Here is a 19413-nt window from a genome sequence, read left to right as displayed (position 1 = left end):
TATGTTCCATATGTGTTCCGCAAGTGGCTAAATTTTCGTAAAACTTCTGTTCATTCTGTCGAGAATTTTATTTTTCGCGGCCCTTGCGCCTTCGCGCCCTTGCCTCGCAAGGCCTGCTGAAGCACATCTCCTTGTCATTGCTGGAGGGAACCCGATGCGCAAAGACAGGCTTCCGATCGATCATCTCGTCTTGCCGGTGACGGATATCGACCTTGCCCGCGAAAGGCTGGGCAAGCTGGGTTTCACGGTCGCGCCTGATGCCCGCCATCCCTTCGGCACGGAAAATGCCTGCGTGTTCTTTGCCGACAAAACCTATCTTGAGCCTTTGGGCGTCGCGAGCGTTGCGGAGAGCGAGCAGGCGGCGCGTCGCGGCAACGTCTTTGCCGCCCGTGACCAGGCATTCCGCTTCCGTTGCGGCGACGAGGGCCTTTCCGCGATTGCCTTCGCCACCGGCGATGCAAGGCGAGAACATGCCCGATTCGTCGAGGCCGGCATCAGCGCCGGTTCGCTGCTGCAGTTCGAGCGTCCGGTGAGAATGCCAGATGGCGCAGAAAGTGTTGCCGGCTTCCGGCTCGCCTTCGCCGCCGATCTCCGGGCGCCGGATTTCCTCCTCTTTGCCGTCGAGCGCGTGAACCCGTTGCCCGCCGATCGCGCCGTATTGGAAACGCATGCCAATGGTGTCACGGGTATTGCCGAAATTGCCCTGGCTGCGCCGGAGCCGAACGCCTTCGGTGTTTTCGTCCGATCGGTCGCGAGGGTCGTGTCAGCTGACGACACGGGCTTCGGGCTGCAGATTGCCACCGCCAATGCGAAGATCAGCCTGATGACGCCTGAAGGACTGGAGGCCTATTACGATCTGGTGACGCCCGATACCGATCGCGGCCTGCGTGGACGGGCAATCCTCTTTGCGGTCGGCGATCTGGCCGTGACAGAAGCGCATTTGGCTGCTAACGGGGTCACATACACACGCAAGGCCAACCGAATTCTGGTGAAGCCGGCGCCCGGGCAGGGCACGCTCTTCGCCTTCGAGGAAAGATCATGAGCACCAATACGAACTCCGTGGTGACGGTCGGCGAGGGCGCCGGCAAGGTTACTTTTTCCAATACCGGTCGCCTGTCGCTGATTGCCGGCGCTTGCGAACTGGAAAGCCGCGACCACGCGTTCATGGTTGCCGGTACCTTGAAGGAACTCTGCGCCAAGCTCGGCATCGGGCTCGTCTACAAGACGTCCTTCGACAAGGCGAACCGTTCCTCGCTGTCGAGCAAGCGCGGTGTGGGCCTTGAGAAGGGGTTGGAGGTCTTCGCCGACCTGAAAAAGGAACTCGGCATTCCGGTTCTGACGGACATCCATACGGAAGAACAATGCGCCGAGGTGGCCAAGGTCGTCGATGTCCTGCAGATACCGGCTTTCCTGTCCCGCCAGACGGATCTTCTGGTGGCCGCGGCAAGGACCGGCCGCGTCATCAACGTCAAGAAAGGCCAGTTCCTGGCCCCCTGGGACATGAAGAACGTGCTCGGCAAGCTGAACCAGAGCGGCAATCCAAACGTTCTTCTGTGCGAGCGCGGCGCCTCCTTCGGCTACAACACCCTGGTTTCCGACATGCGCTCGCTGCCGATCATGGCGGCAACCGGTGCGCCTGTCATCTTCGATGCCACACATTCGGTCCAGCAGCCCGGCGGGCAGGGGGAAACCTCGGGTGGCGAGCGGCAGTTCGTCGAGACGCTGGCGCGCGCAGCCGTTGCCGTCGGCGTTGCCGGCGTCTTTATCGAGACCCATCAGGATCCCGACAACGCGCCCTGCGACGGCCCGAACATGGTCTATCTCAAGGATATGCCGCGGCTTCTGGAAAAGCTGCTCGCTTTGGACGCGGTCGCCAAGGGCTGACAGTCAAAAGCCTGACATGATCGTGTTATAGCGACGGTCAGACATGCAGGACGAAGGTGTCGCAAAGTGCCATTGTAATTTGCGCACCTTCGATTAAGACGGTTTCAAACGATTTATCCACCCACCGAGCAGGAAAAAACCATGACTGCAATTACCGATATCATCGCCCGCGAGATTCTCGATAGCCGTGGCAATCCCACCGTCGAAGTCGATGTCTATCTCGAAGACGGCAGCATGGGCCGCGCGGCTGTTCCCTCGGGTGCTTCGACCGGCGCGCATGAAGCCGTCGAAGTGCGCGATGGCGGCAAGCGCTATCTCGGCAAGGGTGTCGAAAAGGCTGTCGAAGCCGCCAATACGGAAATCTTCGACGCGATCGGCGGCATCGATGCCGAAAACCAGATCCAGATCGACCAGATCATGATCGAACTCGACGGCACGCCGAACAAGTCGCGCCTCGGCGCCAACGCCATCCTCGGCGTTTCGCTCGCCGTTGCCAAGGCTGCCGCCCAGGCTGCCGGCCTGCCGCTCTATCGCTACGTCGGCGGCGCTTCCGCAAGCGTGCTGCCGGTTCCGATGATGAACATCATCAACGGCGGCGCCCATGCCGACAACCCGATCGATTTTCAGGAATTCATGATCCTGCCGGTGGGCGCGGATTCGATCCGCGAAGCCGTCCGCATGGGTTCGGAAGTCTTCCATACGCTGAAGAAGGAACTGGCTGCCCAGGGCCACAACACCAATGTCGGCGATGAAGGCGGTTTCGCGCCCGGCCTGAAAAGCGCTCCGGAAGCTCTCGACTTCATCATGAAGTCGGTCGAGAAAGCCGGCTACAAGCCGGGCGAGGACATCTATCTCGGCCTCGACTGCGCCTCGACGGAATTCTTCAAGGACGGCAAATATGTGCTGGAAGGCGAAGGCCGCACGCTGGAATCGGGCGCAATGGCCGAATACCTTGCCGAACTCGTCGCCAAGTATCCGATCATCTCCATCGAAGACGGCATGGCTGAAGACGATTGGGAAGGCTGGAAGACGCTGACGGACCTCGCCGGCAAGAAGTGCCAGCTCGTCGGCGACGACCTGTTCGTCACCAACTCGGCCCGCCTGCGCGACGGCATCCGCATGGGTGTTGCCAACTCGATCCTCGTCAAGGTCAATCAGATCGGCTCGCTGACGGAAACGCTCGACGCCGTCAACACCGCGCACAAGGCTGCCTACACCGCCGTCATGTCGCACCGCTCCGGCGAAACCGAAGATTCCACCATCGCCGATCTCGCGGTTGCCACCAACTGCGGCCAGATCAAGACCGGCTCGCTGTCGCGCTCGGATCGCCTTGCCAAGTACAACCAGCTGATCCGCATCGAAGAAGGCCTCGGCCCGCAGGCTCAGTATGCCGGCCGCTCCATCATTCGCGGCTAATACGATCTTATAAATCAGGCATTTGGAACCCGCGCTCCGGCGCGGGTTTTTTGTTGGGTCCGTTTACGAGGGATGCAGAGTCAACGAACGATTAATCTCTGCGCGCTAGATTGAAATGATTGGTAATGCGTCAGAGCATGCGTGTATGTGGACAAAGCATCATAAGAAGAGAAAGACCGGTCGCTTCGTCATTCCGGCCATGACGGTCGCCTTCCTCTCCTATTTCGGCTATCATTGTATCCATGGTGATTACGGTCTGCGTGCGACGGAGGCGTTCGAGCGCCAGCGGATCGCGCGCGAGAAGGAGTTGGCCGTGCTGAAGGCCAGGCGCGAGCATCTGGAGGCGCAGGTGGCGCTGCTCAGCGACGGCTCGCTGGACAAGGACATGCTCGACGAAAAAGCGCGGTATCAGCTCAACATGTCGCGCGCGGACGAGATTGTGATTTTCAACCACTACCGTAATTAACCGAATTTAGGTTAATCTAAAATTTCGCTTGTTTATCAATAATTTACTGGCGAATATGAGCCATGCAATTATGGCATTGCTGTGGTCATTTTTCTTCCCTATGGTACGCGCCACCTGAGAACCGATAAACCCATAGGGAGGGTTGAATGGCGTTGCGCAAAACCGCGACCGTTTCCAGCCGCAAAACCAGTGCGAAATCCACAGCCAAGGCATCGAACGGCGGCCCCATTGCCGATTTCGATCGCGACGAGGAGCTGAAGGCCTATCGCGAAATGCTGCTCATCCGCCGTTTCGAGGAGAAGGCGGGCCAGCTGTACGGTATGGGCTTCATCGGTGGTTTCTGTCACCTTTACATCGGCCAGGAAGCTGTCGTCGTCGGCATGCAGATGGCGCAGAAGGAAGGCGATCAGGTCATCACCGCCTATCGCGACCACGGTCATATGCTGGCCACGGGCATGGAAGCGCGCGGCGTCATGGCCGAGCTGACCGGCCGCCGCAGCGGTTATTCGCGCGGCAAGGGCGGCTCCATGCACATGTTCTCCAAGGAGAAGCATTTCTACGGCGGTCACGGCATCGTCGGTGCGCAGGTTTCGCTCGGCACCGGTCTTGCCTTCGCCAACCGCTATCGCGGCAATGACTCGGTGGCCGTTGCCTATTTCGGCGATGGCGCTGCCAACCAGGGCCAGGTCTACGAGAGCTTCAACATGGCTGCTCTCTGGAAGCTGCCGATCGTCTATATCGTTGAAAACAACCGCTACGCCATGGGCACCTCGACCGCCCGCGCCACCGCCCAGTCGAACTATTCGCTGCGCGGCTCCGGCTTCGGCATTCCCGGCATGCAGGTCGACGGCATGGACGTGCGCGCCGTCAAGGCGGCCGCCGACGAGGCGCTTGAACATTGCCGTTCCGGCAAGGGGCCGATCATCCTGGAAATGCTGACCTATCGCTATCGCGGCCACTCCATGTCCGACCCGGCGAAGTACCGCACGAAGGAAGAAGTGCAGAAGATGCGCTCAGAGCAGGACCCGATCGAGCAGGTCCGCATGCGCGTGATGGAAAAGGGCTGGGCGACCGAAGACGATCTCAAGGCGATCGACAAGGAAGTCCGCGATATTGTCGCAGACAGCGCAGATTTCGCCCAGGCCGATCCGGAGCCGGATGCATCCGAGCTCTACACCGACATTCTGCTCTAATCGGGGAGGGAACCCATGCCTATCGATATCCTCATGCCCGCCCTTTCTCCGACGATGGAAGAAGGCACGCTGTCCAAATGGCTCAAGAAGGAAGGCGACAAGGTCACGTCCGGTGACGTGATTGCCGAAATCGAAACCGACAAGGCGACGATGGAAGTCGAAGCCGTCGACGAAGGCGTCATCGGCAAGCTCTTGGTTCCGGCCGGCACCGAGAACGTCAAGGTCAACGCCAAGATCGCTGTCCTGCTGCAGGAAGGCGAATCCGCCGATGCGATTTCCGCCGCTCCGGCCGCCGCTCAGCCGGCCCCGGTTGCCGCGGCTCCCGTTGCGCAGGAGGTAAAGCCTGCGGCAGCTTCTGCCCCGGTCCCGGCCGAGCCCAAGGCTTTCGTGCCGAACGATCCGGAAATCCCGGCCGGCACCGAAATGGTGTCGATGACGGTTCGTGAAGCGCTTCGCGATGCCATGGCCGAAGAAATGCGCGCTGACGACAGCGTCTTCGTCATGGGTGAAGAAGTCGCCGAATATCAGGGCGCCTATAAGGTCACGCAGGGCCTGCTGCAGGAATTCGGCGCTCGCCGCGTCATCGATACGCCGATCACCGAGCACGGCTTTGCCGGCGTCGGCGTCGGTGCGGCTATGGCCGGCCTGAAGCCGATCGTCGAGTTCATGACCTTCAACTTCGCCATGCAGGCGATCGACCAGATCATCAACTCCGCTGCCAAGACGCTCTATATGTCCGGCGGCCAGATGGGCGCTCCGATCGTCTTCCGCGGTCCGAATGGTGCGGCTGCCCGCGTTGCCGCCCAGCACAGCCAGGATTACGCGGCCTGGTACAGCCACGTTCCCGGCCTCAAGGTCGTCATGCCCTATACGGCATCCGACGCAAAGGGCCTGCTCAAGGCTGCCATTCGCGATCCGAACCCGGTCGTCTTCCTTGAGAACGAAATTCTTTACGGCCAGCATTTCGACGTTCCGAAGCTCGACAATTTCGTCCTGCCGATCGGCAAGGCCCGTATCCACCGTCCGGGCAAGGATGTCACGGTCGTCTCCTTCGGCATCGGCATGACCTATGCGACGAAGGCGGTCGCCGAACTCGAAAAGATCGGCATCGATGTCGAACTGATCGACCTTCGCACCATCCGCCCGATGGATCTTCCGACGGTCATCGAATCCGTCAAGAAGACCGGCCGTCTCGTCACCGTCGAGGAAGGTTATCCGCAGTCGTCCGTCGGCACGGAAATCGCCACGCGCGTCATGCAGCAGGCCTTCGATTACCTCGATGCGCCGATCCTGACGATCGCCGGCAAGGACGTTCCGATGCCTTACGCCGCAAACCTCGAGAAGCTTGCGCTTCCGAATGTCGGCGAAGTGGTCGATGCGGTGAAAGCCGTTTGCTACAAATAAGGGGAGGGCCTTTCGATGCCGATCAATATCACGATGCCCGCCCTCTCCCCGACCATGGAAGAAGGCAATCTGGCCAAGTGGCTGGTCAAGGAAGGCGATAAGGTCAAGTCCGGCGATGTGATCGCCGAGATCGAAACCGACAAGGCGACGATGGAAGTCGAAGCCGTCGACGAAGGCACGGTTGCCAAGCTCGTCGTCCCGGCCGGCACCGAAGGCGTCAAGGTCAATGCCCTGATCGCCGTTCTTGCCGCCGATGGCGAAGATGTCGCCGCCGCCGCAAGCGGCGCCGGCTCTGCCGCTCCGGCTCCGAAGGCTGCTGCTGCTCCGGCCGAGGCACCGAAGGCCGAGGCCGCACCGGCCCCGGCACCGTCGGCTGCGGCCGCCGCACCCGCGCCGGCTGCCGCTTCCTCGAGCGGCGCTCGCCCGTTCTCGTCGCCGCTTGCCCGTCGTCTTGCCAAGGAAGCCGGGATCGATCTTTCCGCCGTTGCCGGCACCGGTCCGCATGGCCGCGTCGTCAAGAGCGATATCGAAGCGGCTGTTGCCGGCGGTGGCGCCAAGGCTGCTCCGGCCGTTGCCGCGGCTGCCCCGCAGGCGGCTGCACCGGCTCCGGCCGCTGCCGCCCCGAAGGGCGCTTCGGACGAAGCCGTGCTCAAGCTCTTCGAACAGGGCTCCTACGAACTCGTGCCGCATGACGGCATGCGCAAGACGATCGCCCGCCGCCTCGTCGAATCCAAGCAGACCGTTCCGCATTTCTACGTCTCGGTCGATTGCGAACTCGATGCGCTGATGGCGTTGCGCGCCCAGCTGAACGACGCCGCTCCGCGCAAGGACGGCGCTCCGGCCTACAAGCTTTCGGTCAACGACATGGTCATCAAGGCCATGGCTCTCGCCCTGCGCGATGTTCCGGATGCCAACGTCTCCTGGACCGAAAACGCCATGGTCAAGCACAAGCATGCCGACGTCGGCGTCGCTGTCTCGATCCCTGGCGGCCTGATCACCCCGATCGTGCGCAAGGCCGAGGAGAAGACGCTTTCCGTCATCTCCAACGAGATGCGCGATCTCGGCAAGCGTGCGAAGGACCGCAAGCTGAAGCCCGAGGAATATCAGGGCGGCACGACCTCGGTTTCCAACATGGGCATGATGGGCGTGAAGAACTTCGCAGCCGTCATCAACCCGCCGCATGCGACCATCCTCGCAGTCGGCGCCGGCGAACAGCGCGTCATCGTCAAGAATGGCGAAATGGCGATTGCAACGGTCATGACCGTCACGCTCTCGACCGACCATCGTTGCGTCGACGGCGCTCTTGGTGCCGAACTGCTGCAGGCATTCAAGGGCTATATCGAAAATCCGATGGGCATGCTGGTCTAAGCAGGACGCGGGAGGGCGGACATGACGAAGACTGTTCTTTGCTATGGTGACTCGCTGACCTGGGGCTATGACGCCGATACGATCGGCCGTCATGCCTACGAGACCCGCTGGCCGAGCGTGCTTCAGGCAACGCTCGGAAGCGAGGCTCGCGTCATCGCGGAAGGCCTGAACGGCCGCACCACCGCCTTCGACGACCATCTTGCCGATTGCGACCGCAACGGCGCACGCATTCTGCCGACCATCCTGCAGACGCATGCGCCGCTCGATCTCGTCATCCTGCTGCTCGGCACCAACGACATGAAGCCGGTCGTCGCCGGCTCCGCCTTTGCCGCCTGCCAGGGTATCGGCCGTCTCGTGCGGCTGATCCGCAACCATTCCTGGCCCTTCGAATTCGACGGGCCGGAAATCCTGATCGTGGCGCCGCCGGCAATCTGCGAGACGGGCAACGTGCCCTTCGCCGCATCCTTCCCCGGCGGCGTCGAGGAATCGGCAAAGCTTCCCACGCTCTACCGTGACCTTGCCGACGAACTCGGCTGCGGCTTCTTCGATGGCAATTCCGTCGCCAGGACCACGCCGCTCGATGGCATTCACCTCGATGCGGAAAATACGCGTGCGCTCGGTCGGGGCCTTGAGCCCATCGTGCGGATGATGCTGGGCCTTTGACGGTGACTGCCTTTCTCGCTCTCCGGCGGGCCTCCCGCCGGGATGCCTCGGAACTGGCGATCCTGGCTGACATTGCCTCGCACGGCTTTGCCTCATGGCTCTGGTTTGCCGATGTCGCAAGCGGCATGAGCGACACGCCGCTGGAGCGGGGCCGGCTGAAGATGAGCGACGAGGCGCTGGGCGGCTGGAAGAATGCCGTCATTGCCGAGGCCTATGACGAGATCGCCGGAATGGCGATCGGTTATGAAGTGGATGAAGGCATACGCGATCTCGAAGCGCGGCATCCGGCCATAGAGCCGATGCTGGCCATGCAGAGATCGGTGATCGGACACTGGTTCATTGGCAGCCTTGCGGTCTATCGCCATATGCGCGGGATCGGCATCGGCAGGAGGCTGCTGGAAGACCAGATCGAAAGGGCCGCCGGGCGACCGGTCAGCCTGATCACGTCGGACAGTAACGAAGCGGCTCTGTCGCTTTACAAAAGAAACGGATTTTCGGAAGCGGCGCGCATGGATGCCGTGCCGCTCTTCGACAACAGCAAGAAGCACGCATGGGTTCTGATGACCCGCGCGGGAGCGTAACAAAGGCAGGAAAGCAATGGCTCAATCCTACGACGTCATCGTCATCGGTTCCGGTCCCGGCGGTTATATCGCCGCCATCCGCGCCGCGCAGCTCGGCCTCAAGGTCGCCTGCGTCGAGCGCGAACATCTGGCCGGCATCTGCTCCAACTGGGGCTGCATCCCGACCAAGGCACTGCTGCGCTCGGCGGACGTCCTGCATACGGCACAGCACGGCAAGGATTACGGCCTGACGCTGGAAGGCACGATCAAGCCCGATATCAAGGCGATCGTCGCCCGTTCGCGCGGCATCGCGCATCGCATGAACAATGGCGTCGGCTTCCTGTTCAAGAAGAACAAGGTCGATATCATCTGGGGTGAAGCGAGGATCACCAAACCCGGCGAGATCGTCGTTTCCAAGACGACGAAGAAGCCGATGGAGCCGATGGGTCCGGTGCCGAAGAATGCATTGGGTGAGGGCACCTACAATGCCAAGCACATCATCGTCGCGACCGGCGCCCGTCCGCGCGCGCTGCCGGGCATCGAGCCCGACGGCAAGCTGATCTGGACCTATTTCGAGGCGATGAAGGCGGATGAACTGCCGAAATCCCTTCTCGTCATGGGCTCGGGCGCCATCGGCATCGAATTCGCAAGCTTCTACCGCACCCTGGGCGTCGATGTCACCGTTGTCGAAATCATGAGCCAGGTAATGCCGGTCGAGGATGCGGAAATTTCCGCGCTCGCCAAGAAGCAGTTCGAACGCCAGGGCATGAAGATCCATCTGGAAGCCAAGGTCGCCAAGGTGGAGAAGGGCGCGAACTCGATCACCGCCACGATCGAGAAGAAGGATGGCACGACCGAGACGATCACCGCAGACCGCATGATCTCGGCCGTCGGCGTTCAGGCCAATGTCGAAGGCATCGGGCTCGAGGCTGTCGGCGTGAAGACGGACCGCGGTTTCATCGTCATCGACGGTTACGGCAAGACCAACGTACCCGGCATCTATGCGATCGGCGACGTCGCCGGCCCGCCGCTTCTCGCGCACAAGGCCGAGCATGAGGCTGTCGTCTGCGTCGAAAAGATCGCCGGCCTGCCGAACGTTCATCCGATGGACAAGCTGAAGATCCCGGGCTGCACCTATTGCAACCCGCAGGTTGCCTCCGTCGGCCTCACCGAAGCCAAGGCCAAGGAGCAGGGCCGCGATATCCGCGTCGGCCGCTTCCCCTTCAGCGCCAACGGCAAGGCTGTCGCCCTCGGCGAGGACCAGGGTCTGGTCAAGACGATCTTCGACAAGAAGACCGGCGAATTGCTGGGCGCCCACATGGTCGGCGCCGAAGTTACCGAACTTATCCAGGGCTTCGTCGTCGCCATGAACCTGGAGACGACCGAAGAGGAACTGATGCACACGATCTTCCCGCATCCGACCATCTCGGAAACGATGAAGGAAAGCGTGCTCGATGCTTACGGCCGGGTACTGAACGCTTGATAATTTCCTGGTTCGCCCTCTATCCGGGCGTGGCGTAACGCCATCGCCCGGAGTGAAAGATGCCAGCCTGCTCCGGGGTGGAAAAAGCGAAAGGAAATCATCATGTCTATGGGTACGCAGTCGCTTCTCGTCTTTCTGCTGATCGGCCTCGTTGCGGGCTTTCTCGCAAGCCTCGTCGTCGGCGGGGGCGGGTTGATACGCTGCCTGCTCAGCGGCATTATCGGCGCGTTCGTGGGCGGGTTTCTGTTCAATGCGCTGGGGATTTCGCTGGGCATTGAAAATGCATTGGTGGTTCAGATCGTCCACGCCACTGTCGGCGCCATCATCGTGGTGCTGATCGCAAGGGCGATAGCGTAATAGCAATTCCAGCAAAAGTGCGCAGCGGTTTTGCGTCCGGAATTGCGGAAACGAAATGACGGAGCAACGGCTCTAAGGTAGAGGCAAGATGGAAGGCGTCGGCTGGATTTCGGCAATCATCATCGGTGGACTTGCGGGCTGGCTCGCGGGCAAGCTGATGGAAGCGCGTTACGGCATCCTGCTGAACATCGTTCTCGGCATTGTCGGTTCGGTGGTCGCCACTGCCGTTCTGGCACAGTTTCATATCGCGGTGGCCGGCGGCAGGCTCGGCTATTTCGTGACAGGTTTCATCGGCGCCTGCCTGCTGATATTCCTCGCGCGTCTCGTGCGAAGATAAGGTGCGTGCCGTCAGATCGAAGGATTTGAATAAAGGCGCGATGCGCACTATGGCAATCCGGGCCGCATGGGGCGGCGGAAAGTTGAACTGACATGGTCACTATTCTCGACACGATCAATCCCGAGGCAAAGCGCGTACGGCATCCGGAAAAGGCCCATCGCCCCGATACGGAAGTCCTGCGCAAGCCGGACTGGATTCGTGTGAAGGCGCCGACCTCTAAAGGCTACGCGGAAACCCGCTCGATCGTGAAGGAGCACAAGCTCGTCACCGTCTGCGAGGAAGCCGGCTGCCCGAATATCGGCGAATGCTGGGACAAGAAGCACGCCACGTTCATGATCATGGGCGAGATCTGTACCCGCGCCTGCGCCTTCTGCAATGTGGCGACAGGCAAGCCGAACGCGCTCGACATGGCCGAGCCGGAAAACGTCGCCAAGGCGGTCAAAGAAATGGGCCTGAGCCATGTCGTCATCACCTCCGTCGACCGTGACGATCTGGAGGATGGCGGCGCCGAGCATTTCGAGAAGGTGATCTGGGCGATCCGCGCCGCTTCGCCATCGACGACGATCGAAATCCTGACGCCCGACTTCCTGAAGAAGCCCGGTGCGCTGGAGCGCGTCGTTGCGGCCAAGCCCGACGTCTTCAACCACAATCTGGAAACGGTTGCCGGCAACTATCTGACGGTCCGCCCCGGTGCCCGTTACTTCCACTCCATCCGCCTGCTGCAGCGCGTGAAGGAGCTTGACCCCACCATGTTCACCAAGTCCGGCATCATGGTCGGCCTCGGTGAGGAGCGCAACGAAGTCCTCCAGCTGATGGACGACCTGCGCACGGCCGATGTCGATTTCCTGACGATCGGCCAGTACCTGCAGCCGACCCGCAAGCACCACGCCGTGATGAGCTTCGTCACGCCGGAAGAGTTCAAGTCCTACGAGACGGTCGCCTATACCAAGGGCTTCCTGATGGTCGCATCCAGCCCGCTCACCCGCTCTTCGCACCATGCCGGCGACGACTTCGCCCGCCTGAAGGCCGCGCGCGAGAAGAAGCTGCTGATGGCGGCCGAGTAAGGGCTTACCCCTTGATTTTCATGGGACCGCGGCGATTTTCGCCGCAGTTTTTCTTTGGGCGCTTCATTGTCATCGTCGGGTCACACGAAGCAGCGAGGTACTGCTCTCCCGGCCATCGGCCGCAAGGGGATGAACGGAGGGCTTGCGATGGAACGGACAGCCGGCGAGGCCGTCAACAATGTCGATAATGCTTTTGCCGCCGGACAGATCCGCAATGCGAGGCGCATCATGGTCATCGGCTGCTCGGGCGGAGGGAAATCGACGCTTGCGCAGAAACTGGCGCACCGGTTCGACCTGACCTATCTTTCGATCGACCGTGATATTCTCTGGCTGCCGGGCTGGGTGGAGCGCAGCAAGGAAGAGCAGCGGCAACGCATCGTCGAGAGGATTGCCGGCGAACGCTGGATCATGGACGGCACCAATCCTTCCACCTTCGATATCCGCCTCCCGCGCACCGATATCGTCATCTGGGTGCGCATGCCGCGCCTGCTGTGCGTCTGGGGCGTGATGACGCGCTGGCTGAAACATATCGGTCGCACGCGCCCTGAAATGGCGCCCGGCTGTATCGAAAAGGTCGACTTGCAGTTTCTGGAATATATCTGGACCTTCGAGGCGAAGTTCGCGCCGCGCGTGATATCGGCGATTGCCGCGCACGGACCGCATGTGCCGGTTTTGCAGGTGAAATCCCGCCGCCAGATGCGCGCGCTTCTTGATCTTCTCGGTGTGCCGGCTTAACTGCGCTTCATGCCGCAATTCGAAACGCATCGCTCCGTCCCGCACACGCCCGACCAGATGTTCGACCTGGTGTCCGACATCGAACGCTATCCGGAGTTTCTGCCGCTCTGCGAAGCCCTTGTCGTGAAGAACCGCAAGGAGCGCGACGGCAGGATGCTGCTGATTGCCGATATGACCGTCGGCTACAAGGCGATCCGCGAAACCTTCACCACCCAGGTCCTGCTGAACAGGGCCGAGCGCGTCATCGACGTCAAATATATCGACGGGCCGTTCCGCTACCTCGACAACCGCTGGCGGTTTGTGGAAGCGGAGGGTGGTGGCTGCACGATCGATTTCTTCATCGACTACGAGTTCAAGAGCCGCATTCTCGGCGCCCTCATGGGCTCGATGTTCGACCGGGCCTTCCGCATGTTCACGGAAGCCTTCGAGAAGCGGGCGGCGGCGATCTACAGCTGATTGGTCAGCGGTCGAAGAAATGATCGAAGATGCGCGTGGCCGGATAGGCATAGGCACCGCGATCGACGAAGCTGTAGCGATAGAGGCAGCTCCGCAGCGCCGCATTGTAGATCAGGCTGCTCGTATCCGGTGAGCCGCGGTAGCCCAGGGCTTCCGGCTGGCAGCGGGCGAGCGCGTGATCGTATTTGCGCAGCAGTGTCGGGTCGGAATCCACCCTGATGCCGCCGCGAACCTGATAGTTGGATGGTGCCTCAGCCGCCGAAACGCAGGCGAGGCTCAAGACGACACCGATGCATGCGAAATATCTCATCTGACTGGTCCCTCAAAACAGGCTGTTGCCTGGATGCGGCAGAAACCGAAATTCCTGCCTTTTGTTCCCTCACGCAAGATCACGCAATTTCAATAAGCATTTGAAGCGCCGTCCGGATTGTTGCCAGCCGGACTTCCGTGCGGCCGATATCGCCGTAGAGCATCTTACGGTGAACAAGCTTACCTGAACGTGATTTCGCCGCAAGATGCACCAGCCCGACCGGCTTTTCCGGCGATCCGCCGCCGGGGCCGGCAATGCCTGTCACGGCAATCGCAAGGTCGGCGCGCGAGCGGAAGAGGGCGCCATGCACCATCTGCCGCACCGTCTCCTCCGATACCGCGCCGAAACGGAGGAGCGTTTCCTCCTGCACGCCGAGCATCTGCATCTTGGCAGCGTTCGTATAGGTCACGAAACCACGGTCGACGACGGCGGACGATCCCGAAATTTCCGTGAGCGCGCCGGCAATCAGGCCGCCGGTGCAGGATTCTGCCGTCGACAGCATCCGTCCCGCAGCCGTGAAATCGCGAACAATGCGCGCAGCGATCGAGGTAATATCCGCCGGAAACAGGCTCATCGCTTCGTGCCTCCATAGACGACGGTTGCTGTCGCAATCGCCGCGATCCCTTCGCGCCGGCCGACGAAACCGATCTTTTCGTTGGTAGTGGCCTTCACCGAGCAGCGCTCGATGTCGATGCCGAGGAATTCCGACAGATTGGCACGCATGGCCTCGCGATGCGGCCCGACTTTCGGTGCCTCCGCGATCAGCGAGACATCGGCATTGGTGATCGTGCCGCCGTGATCGCGCACGATCCTTGCCGCATGTTCGATGAAGATGCGGGATGCAGCCCCCTTCCATTGCGGGTCGGAAGGCGGGAAATGGTCGCCTATATCGCCGGCGCCGCAGGTGGCAAGCAGCGCATCCGTCAGCGCATGCAGCGCAACATCGGCATCCGAATGGCCCTTGAGCTTCTGGTCGTGCGGAATGAAGACGCCGCAGAGCGTCACACCGTCGCCGGGTTCCAGCTGATGCACGTCATAACCGTTGCCGGTGCGCACATCCGGAATGCGGGTTCCCGAGAGCTTGTCGTCGGCCATGGCGATATCGCTCCTGACGGTCAGCTTCACATTGGCCGAGGCACCTTCGACGATCGTCACGGGAATACCGAGCCATTCGGCAATCGAGGCGTCGTCGGTAAAATCCGTTCTGCCGCTTGCGGCCGCCTTCTCATGCGCATCGAGAATCGTGGCGAAGTGGAAGGATTGCGGCGTCTGGGCCGCATAGAGCTGGTCTCGCGAAACGGTCTTGACCACCTTCCCGTCGCTGCCGGCCCGCTTCAGCGTATCGGCAACCGGCACTGCCGGCAGGGCGGCCGGCGCGCCGGCCAGAAGCGTATCGGCGATCCGGTCGAGAAGCCGGTGATCGAAGAAGGGGCGCACCGCATCATGGATCAGCACATGGCTGATGCCCTTGTTCTTGAGGTGCCGCAGACCGGCGAGCACCGATTGCTGTCGCGTCGCGCCGCCATGAACCGTCTCGATCGGCGTGGCCGAGATGATGTGCCGGGAGGCTCTGGCAAACAGCGCTTCGTCGTCCGGGTGGATGACGACGACGATCTGCTTTGCCGGTCCCCATGTCATGAAGTTTTCAAGCGTATGGACGATAACCGGCTTGCCGCCGACCATCCGGTATTGCTTGGGGCCTTCCTCGGGCGATCCGGCGCGTTCGCCGCGGCCCGCCGCAACGACGACAATTCCAGCCGATATCGGTTGCTTAGTATGCATTTGCAGCATAAATCCCTGAAATATGCGGAATGGATGTCAGTTGCTCTATCGCCTTGTTTGGACCTTTTCCAGCATTTGCCCAAAAAATATCAATTCGGGCTCGACCCTCTTGGCAAGCCGCAGAACTATGGCTAAAAATAATGCAGTTACATGGTGTGCCTGAAAGATAATCATTTGATTTCCAAGGACCTCGCAACGCCTTTCAGAATCGGACCTGTGTCCGTGCGGAACCGCGTTGTGCTTGCACCGATGTCGGGCGTGACGGACATGCCGTTCCGCGAGCTTGCCTGGCGCCATGGCGCCGGCCTCGTCGTGACCGAGATGGTGGCCAGCCGGGAGCTGGTGAACGATACCGCCGAATCCTGGGCGCGCCTTCGCGCTGCCGGCTTCCGCCCGCACATGGTTCAGCTCGCCGGCCGCGAGGCCTATTGGATGGCTGAAGCCGCCAGGATCGCGGCCGATCATGGCGCCGATATCATCGATATCAACATGGGCTGCCCGGCCAAGAAGGTGATCGGCGGTTATTCCGGTTCGGCGCTGATGCGCGATCCCGATCATGCGCTCGAGCTCATCGAGGCGACGGTGAAGGCGGTCGATATCCCCGTCACGCTGAAGATGCGCCTCGGCTGGGACGAAAATTCCATCAACGCGCCGCATATTGCCAGACGTGCCGAAGAGGCGGGCGTGCAGCTCGTCACCATTCACGGCCGCACCCGCATGCAGTTTTATACGGGCAGGGCGGACTGGGATGCGATCCGCCCCGTGCGCGATGTGATTTCCATACCGCTGATCGCCAATGGCGATGTCGAGACGGCCGAGGACGCACGGGAGATCTTGCGCCGCTCCGGCGCCGATGCGGTCATGATCGGCCGCGGCTGTCAGGGCAGGCCTTGGCATGCCGGCGTTCTCGCTGGCGCGCGCGAACCGTCGCGCGAAGAGATCGCCGCCATTGCTGTCGAGCACTATCGCATGATGCTGGACTTTTACGGCGAGGCCGTTGCCGTCAGGCACGCCCGCAAACATCTCGGCTGGTATCTGGAGCGTTTCGCGCCGGATCTGGCGGGCGAAGACAAGGCTGCGATCATGACATCGCGTAATCCGGATGACGTTATCGCCCGCTTCGGCGACGCGATGGCGGCAGGTGCAGTGGAACGGCGGGAGGCGGCATGAGCAAGGACGGCACGGCTTCTTCCGAGAGTGCGGTCAACCCCATGGCGATGGCGGTGCTGAACGCCATCCAGAACCCGGTCGTCATGGTCGATGAGGGCGGCTTCATCGCTTTTGCGAACTGGGAGGCCGAAGCCTTTTTCGGCGCCAGCGCTGCGCATCTCTCCCGCTATCGCATCTCGACCTTCATTCCCTTCGGCAGCCCGCTGCTGGCGCTCATCGATCAGGTGCGCGAACGCAAGGCGCCGGTCAACGAATACCGTGTGGATCTGAGCTCGCCCCGCCTCGGCCAGGACAAGCTCGTCGATCTCTATGTCGCGCCCGTGATTGCCGAGCCGGGCTCCGTCGTCGTCGTCTTCCAGGAGCGCTCGATGGCGGACAAGATCGACCGGCAGCTGACGCATCGCGCCGCCGCCCGCTCGGTCACGGGTCTGGCCTCGATGCTGGCACATGAAATCAAGAATCCGCTCTCCGGCATCCGCGGCGCCGCCCAGCTGCTCGAGCAGTCCGTGGTCGATGACGACCGCGCCCTGACGCGGCTGATCTGCGACGAGACGGATCGTATCGTCTCGCTGGTCGACCGCATGGAAGTGTTTTCCGACGAGCGCCCGGTCGACCGGGTGCCCGTCAACATCCATTCCGTGCTCGACCATGTAAAGGCCGTGGCAAAGGCAGGCTTTGCCCGCAATATCCGCGTGACGGAAAATTACGACCCGTCGCTGCCGGCAGTCTACGCCAATCGCGACCAGCTCGTGCAGGTCTTCCTCAACCTGGTGAAGAACGCTGCCGAAGCCGTCGGCGACCGTCCGGATGGCGAAATCATCCTGACGACGGCCTATCGCCCAGGCATCCGCCTGTCGGTTGCCGGCACGCGCGAGAAGATCTCCCTGCCGCTGGAATTCTGCGTCATCGACAACGGTCCCGGCGTGCCGACGGACCTGCTGCCGCATCTCTTCGACCCGTTCATCACCACCAAGCCGAACGGCAGCGGTCTCGGCCTCGCCCTGGTTGCCAAGATCATCGGCGATCACGGCGGCATTATCGAATGCGACAGCCAGAACAACCGCACGATTTTCCGCGTCCTCATGCCGGTCTCCAAGGATGCCTCGCTTGATGACGCCGCTATTGCAAGCTCGACAGGACCCAATCGATGACAGCCACGATCCTCGTTGCAGATGACGATGCGGCCATCCGCACGGTGCTCAATCAGGCCTTGAGCCGCGCCGGTTATGATGTGCGCATCACCTCCAATGCCGCAACGCTGTGGCGCTGGGTTTCGGCAGGCGAGGGCGATCTCGTCGTAACCGACGTCGTCATGCCGGATGAGAATGCCTTTGACCTTCTGCCGCGGATCAAGAAGGCGCGGCCGGAACTGCCGGTTCTCGTCATGAGCGCGCAGAACACGTTCATGACGGCGATCAAGGCTTCCGAAAAGGGCGCCTACGATTACCTGCCGAAGCCCTTCGACCTGACGGAGCTGATCGGCATCATCGGCCGCGCGCTCGCCGAACCGAAGAAGAAGCCGGCCAAGCTCGATGAGGACATGCAGGACGGCATGCCGCTCGTCGGCCGTTCGGCGGCCATGCAGGAAATCTACCGCGTGCTCGCCCGCCTGATGCAGACGGACCTGACGCTGATGATCACCGGCGAGTCCGGCACCGGCAAGGAGCTTGTTGCCCGCGCCCTGCACGATTACGGCAAGCGCCGCAACGGCCCCTTCGTCGCCATCAATATGGCGGCCATTCCGCGCGACCTCATCGAGTCCGAGCTCTTCGGCCACGAGAAGGGTGCCTTTACCGGCGCCCAGACGCGCTCGACCGGCCGTTTCGAACAGGCCGAAGGCGGCACGCTGTTCCTCGATGAGATCGGCGACATGCCGATGGATGCCCAGACGCGTCTGCTGCGCGTGCTGCAGCAGGGCGAATACACGACCGTCGGCGGCCGCACGCCGATCCGCACCGACGTGCGCATCGTGGCCGCGACCAACAAGGACCTGAAGCAGGCGATCAACCAGGGCCTCTTCCGCGAAGACCTCTACTATCGCCTCAATGTCGTGCCGCTGCGCCTGCCGCCGCTGCGCGACCGCGCGGAGGATATCCCGGACCTCGTCCGTCATTTCGTCCAGCAGGCCGAAAAGGAAGGTCTCGGCTCCAAGCGTTTCGATCAGGAAGCGCTGGAACTGATGAAGGCCTATGCCTGGCCGGGCAACGTGCGTGAACTGGAAAACCTTATTCGCCGCCTGATGGCGCTTTATCCACAGGATGTCATCACCCGCGAAATCATCGATGCCGAGCTGCGTTCCGACGTTCCAGACAGCCCGATCGACAAGGGGCCGATCCGCAGCGGTTCGATGACGATCGCCCAGGCGGTCGAAGAGAACATGCGCACCTATTTCGCAAGCTTCGGCGAGAACCTGCCGCCGCCCGGCCTCTACGACCGGGTCCTGACGGAAATGGAATATCCGTTGATCCTTGCGGCATTGACGGCCACCCGCGGCAACCAGATCAAGGCTGCCGATTTGCTCGGCCTGAACCGCAATACGCTGCGCAAGAAGATCCGCGAACTCGGCGTTTCCGTCTACAGAAGCTCGCGGACCGCCTGACCTTCGACCTTGACATTGTGGCAAGGCGCGTTGCATTTTCGCCACAATGCGTTGCTTAAAGGTCACGCATAGGGTTTGGACATTCGCCCACGATCGAGTCGTTTGAACGCCGGTTTCTCGCAAGCCGGCGCCGTTCGGCTTCCCGTTGGGCGTGGCGGCAATGCCG

At 61.7% G+C, this 19413-nt stretch carries 21 protein-coding genes; 18 read left to right on the top strand and 3 right to left on the bottom strand.

The genetic code is table 11. The features are described 5' to 3' along the window. Positions 1 to 154: 154 nt before the first annotated feature. From ACU8HS_RS00180 to ACU8HS_RS00110, 15 genes are all read left to right on the top strand, one after another. Entirely contained in the window at positions 155 to 1042 is an 888-nt protein-coding gene (locus ACU8HS_RS00180) for a VOC family protein (RefSeq protein WP_113413926.1), read from the top strand. Continuing rightward, positions 1039 to 1884, top strand: a complete 846-nt coding sequence (gene kdsA / locus ACU8HS_RS00175; protein ID WP_112568044.1) for a 3-deoxy-8-phosphooctulonate synthase — start codon at positions 1039 to 1041, stop codon at positions 1882 to 1884. Before ACU8HS_RS00180 ends, kdsA begins: the two co-directional genes overlap by 4 nt. A gap of 141 nt (positions 1885 to 2025) precedes the next feature. Further along, positions 2026 to 3300: a phosphopyruvate hydratase gene (gene eno, locus ACU8HS_RS00170; protein WP_112568042.1), complete on the top strand. Its 1275-nt coding sequence runs from the start codon at positions 2026 to 2028 to the stop codon at positions 3298 to 3300. Between the two features lie 145 nt (positions 3301 to 3445). Next, positions 3446 to 3766, top strand: coding sequence for an FtsB family cell division protein (locus tag ACU8HS_RS00165; protein ID WP_447015200.1), 321 nt, complete (start codon positions 3446 to 3448; stop codon positions 3764 to 3766). A gap of 146 nt (positions 3767 to 3912) precedes the next feature. Then, positions 3913 to 4959, top strand: coding sequence for a pyruvate dehydrogenase (acetyl-transferring) E1 component subunit alpha (gene pdhA, locus ACU8HS_RS00160; RefSeq protein ID WP_112568038.1), 1047 nt, complete (start codon positions 3913 to 3915; stop codon positions 4957 to 4959). A 15-nt stretch (positions 4960 to 4974) separates the two neighbouring features. After that, positions 4975 to 6363 carry a pyruvate dehydrogenase complex E1 component subunit beta gene (locus tag ACU8HS_RS00155; protein ID WP_113413927.1) on the top strand — a complete coding sequence of 463 codons (1389 nt, stop codon included), beginning with the start codon at positions 4975 to 4977 and terminating at the stop codon, positions 6361 to 6363. A 15-nt stretch (positions 6364 to 6378) separates the two neighbouring features. Continuing rightward, on the top strand, positions 6379 to 7731 hold the full coding sequence (locus tag ACU8HS_RS00150; RefSeq protein ID WP_447015199.1) for a pyruvate dehydrogenase complex dihydrolipoamide acetyltransferase: 1353 nt from the start codon (positions 6379 to 6381) through the stop codon (positions 7729 to 7731). A 21-nt stretch (positions 7732 to 7752) separates the two neighbouring features. Beyond that, entirely contained in the window at positions 7753 to 8394 is a 642-nt protein-coding gene (locus ACU8HS_RS00145; protein WP_112568032.1) for an SGNH/GDSL hydrolase family protein, read from the top strand. A 2-nt stretch (positions 8395 to 8396) separates the two neighbouring features. Next, positions 8397 to 8975 carry a GNAT family N-acetyltransferase gene (locus ACU8HS_RS00140; protein ID WP_112704958.1) on the top strand — a complete coding sequence of 193 codons (579 nt, stop codon included), beginning with the start codon at positions 8397 to 8399 and terminating at the stop codon, positions 8973 to 8975. Between the two features lie 16 nt (positions 8976 to 8991). Beyond that, a complete protein-coding gene (lpdA, locus tag ACU8HS_RS00135) occupies positions 8992 to 10437 on the top strand; it encodes a dihydrolipoyl dehydrogenase (RefSeq protein ID WP_112754380.1) in 1446 nt (481 codons plus the stop codon). 102 nt (positions 10438 to 10539) lie between these two features. After that, complete coding sequence (locus ACU8HS_RS00130) at positions 10540 to 10794, top strand: GlsB/YeaQ/YmgE family stress response membrane protein (RefSeq protein ID WP_112754382.1); 255 nt, start codon at positions 10540 to 10542, stop codon at positions 10792 to 10794. 88 nt (positions 10795 to 10882) lie between these two features. Further along, positions 10883 to 11131, top strand: a complete 249-nt coding sequence (locus ACU8HS_RS00125; RefSeq protein ID WP_112568026.1) for a GlsB/YeaQ/YmgE family stress response membrane protein — start codon at positions 10883 to 10885, stop codon at positions 11129 to 11131. A gap of 92 nt (positions 11132 to 11223) precedes the next feature. After that, on the top strand, positions 11224 to 12195 hold the full coding sequence (gene lipA, locus ACU8HS_RS00120) for a lipoyl synthase (RefSeq protein WP_112704844.1): 972 nt from the start codon (positions 11224 to 11226) through the stop codon (positions 12193 to 12195). 147 nt (positions 12196 to 12342) lie between these two features. Continuing rightward, positions 12343 to 12930 (top strand): AAA family ATPase, encoded by a 588-nt coding sequence (locus ACU8HS_RS00115; protein ID WP_112704843.1) that lies wholly within the window; start codon positions 12343 to 12345, stop codon positions 12928 to 12930. A 9-nt stretch (positions 12931 to 12939) separates the two neighbouring features. Continuing rightward, positions 12940 to 13386, top strand: coding sequence for a type II toxin-antitoxin system RatA family toxin (locus ACU8HS_RS00110; protein ID WP_112568020.1), 447 nt, complete (start codon positions 12940 to 12942; stop codon positions 13384 to 13386). Between the two features lie 4 nt (positions 13387 to 13390). Here ACU8HS_RS00110 and ACU8HS_RS00105 read toward each other — a convergent pair whose 3' ends face one another. The 3 genes from ACU8HS_RS00105 to ACU8HS_RS00095 form a co-directional block, all read right to left on the bottom strand. Further along, a complete protein-coding gene (locus ACU8HS_RS00105) occupies positions 13391 to 13696 on the bottom strand; it encodes a hypothetical protein (RefSeq protein ID WP_112568018.1) in 306 nt (101 codons plus the stop codon). Between the two features lie 79 nt (positions 13697 to 13775). Then, complete coding sequence (locus tag ACU8HS_RS00100; RefSeq protein WP_447015198.1) at positions 13776 to 14270, bottom strand: CinA family protein; 495 nt, start codon at positions 14268 to 14270, stop codon at positions 13776 to 13778. Beyond that, a complete protein-coding gene (locus ACU8HS_RS00095) occupies positions 14267 to 15487 on the bottom strand; it encodes a bifunctional 2-C-methyl-D-erythritol 4-phosphate cytidylyltransferase/2-C-methyl-D-erythritol 2,4-cyclodiphosphate synthase (RefSeq protein WP_112568014.1) in 1221 nt (406 codons plus the stop codon). Before ACU8HS_RS00095 ends, ACU8HS_RS00100 begins: the two co-directional genes overlap by 4 nt. Positions 15488 to 15628: 141 nt before the next feature. Between ACU8HS_RS00095 and dusB the strand changes: the two genes are divergently transcribed. From dusB to ntrC, 3 genes are read left to right on the top strand one after another with little or no spacing between them, the layout of a single operon-like run. Further along, on the top strand, positions 15629 to 16648 hold the full coding sequence (gene dusB, locus ACU8HS_RS00090; protein ID WP_112704841.1) for a tRNA dihydrouridine synthase DusB: 1020 nt from the start codon (positions 15629 to 15631) through the stop codon (positions 16646 to 16648). Next, positions 16645 to 17799, top strand: a complete 1155-nt coding sequence (locus tag ACU8HS_RS00085) for a two-component system sensor histidine kinase NtrB (protein ID WP_447015197.1) — start codon at positions 16645 to 16647, stop codon at positions 17797 to 17799. The genes dusB and ACU8HS_RS00085 overlap by 4 nt, the downstream gene beginning before the upstream one ends. Beyond that, positions 17796 to 19247 carry a nitrogen regulation protein NR(I) gene (gene ntrC, locus ACU8HS_RS00080; RefSeq protein WP_112568008.1) on the top strand — a complete coding sequence of 484 codons (1452 nt, stop codon included), beginning with the start codon at positions 17796 to 17798 and terminating at the stop codon, positions 19245 to 19247. Before ACU8HS_RS00085 ends, ntrC begins: the two co-directional genes overlap by 4 nt. Positions 19248 to 19413: the final 166 nt, after the last annotated feature.

The sequence above is a fragment of the Rhizobium sp. KDH_Rht_773_N genome, from assembly GCF_052946295.1.
Note: the sequence above shows the minus strand (reverse complement) of the source record. Positions and strands in the feature narration are given on the sequence as shown.

Excerpts from the sequence above, each read along its gene's own strand:
- ACU8HS_RS00180 (WP_113413926.1), top strand. The coding sequence starts at position 155 with ATGCGCAAAGACAGGCTTCCGATCGATCATCTCGTCTTGCCGGTGACG.
- kdsA (WP_112568044.1), top strand. The coding sequence starts at position 1,039 with ATGAGCACCAATACGAACTCCGTGGTGACGGTCGGCGAGGGCGCCGGC.
- eno (WP_112568042.1), top strand. The coding sequence starts at position 2,026 with ATGACTGCAATTACCGATATCATCGCCCGCGAGATTCTCGATAGCCGT.
- ACU8HS_RS00165 (WP_447015200.1), top strand. The coding sequence starts at position 3,446 with ATGTGGACAAAGCATCATAAGAAGAGAAAGACCGGTCGCTTCGTCATT.
- pdhA (WP_112568038.1), top strand. The coding sequence starts at position 3,913 with ATGGCGTTGCGCAAAACCGCGACCGTTTCCAGCCGCAAAACCAGTGCG.
- ACU8HS_RS00155 (WP_113413927.1), top strand. The coding sequence starts at position 4,975 with ATGCCTATCGATATCCTCATGCCCGCCCTTTCTCCGACGATGGAAGAA.
- ACU8HS_RS00150 (WP_447015199.1), top strand. The coding sequence starts at position 6,379 with ATGCCGATCAATATCACGATGCCCGCCCTCTCCCCGACCATGGAAGAA.
- ACU8HS_RS00145 (WP_112568032.1), top strand. The coding sequence starts at position 7,753 with ATGACGAAGACTGTTCTTTGCTATGGTGACTCGCTGACCTGGGGCTAT.
- lpdA (WP_112754380.1), top strand. The coding sequence starts at position 8,992 with ATGGCTCAATCCTACGACGTCATCGTCATCGGTTCCGGTCCCGGCGGT.
- ACU8HS_RS00130 (WP_112754382.1), top strand. The coding sequence starts at position 10,540 with ATGTCTATGGGTACGCAGTCGCTTCTCGTCTTTCTGCTGATCGGCCTC.
- ACU8HS_RS00125 (WP_112568026.1), top strand. The coding sequence starts at position 10,883 with ATGGAAGGCGTCGGCTGGATTTCGGCAATCATCATCGGTGGACTTGCG.
- lipA (WP_112704844.1), top strand. The coding sequence starts at position 11,224 with ATGGTCACTATTCTCGACACGATCAATCCCGAGGCAAAGCGCGTACGG.
- ACU8HS_RS00115 (WP_112704843.1), top strand. The coding sequence starts at position 12,343 with ATGGAACGGACAGCCGGCGAGGCCGTCAACAATGTCGATAATGCTTTT.
- ACU8HS_RS00110 (WP_112568020.1), top strand. The coding sequence starts at position 12,940 with ATGCCGCAATTCGAAACGCATCGCTCCGTCCCGCACACGCCCGACCAG.
- ACU8HS_RS00105 (WP_112568018.1), bottom strand. The coding sequence starts at position 13,696 with ATGAGATATTTCGCATGCATCGGTGTCGTCTTGAGCCTCGCCTGCGTT.
- ACU8HS_RS00100 (WP_447015198.1), bottom strand. The coding sequence starts at position 14,270 with ATGAGCCTGTTTCCGGCGGATATTACCTCGATCGCTGCGCGCATTGTT.
- ACU8HS_RS00095 (WP_112568014.1), bottom strand. The coding sequence starts at position 15,487 with ATGCTGCAAATGCATACTAAGCAACCGATATCGGCTGGAATTGTCGTC.
- dusB (WP_112704841.1), top strand. The coding sequence starts at position 15,629 with ATGGTGTGCCTGAAAGATAATCATTTGATTTCCAAGGACCTCGCAACG.
- ACU8HS_RS00085 (WP_447015197.1), top strand. The coding sequence starts at position 16,645 with ATGAGCAAGGACGGCACGGCTTCTTCCGAGAGTGCGGTCAACCCCATG.
- ntrC (WP_112568008.1), top strand. The coding sequence starts at position 17,796 with ATGACAGCCACGATCCTCGTTGCAGATGACGATGCGGCCATCCGCACG.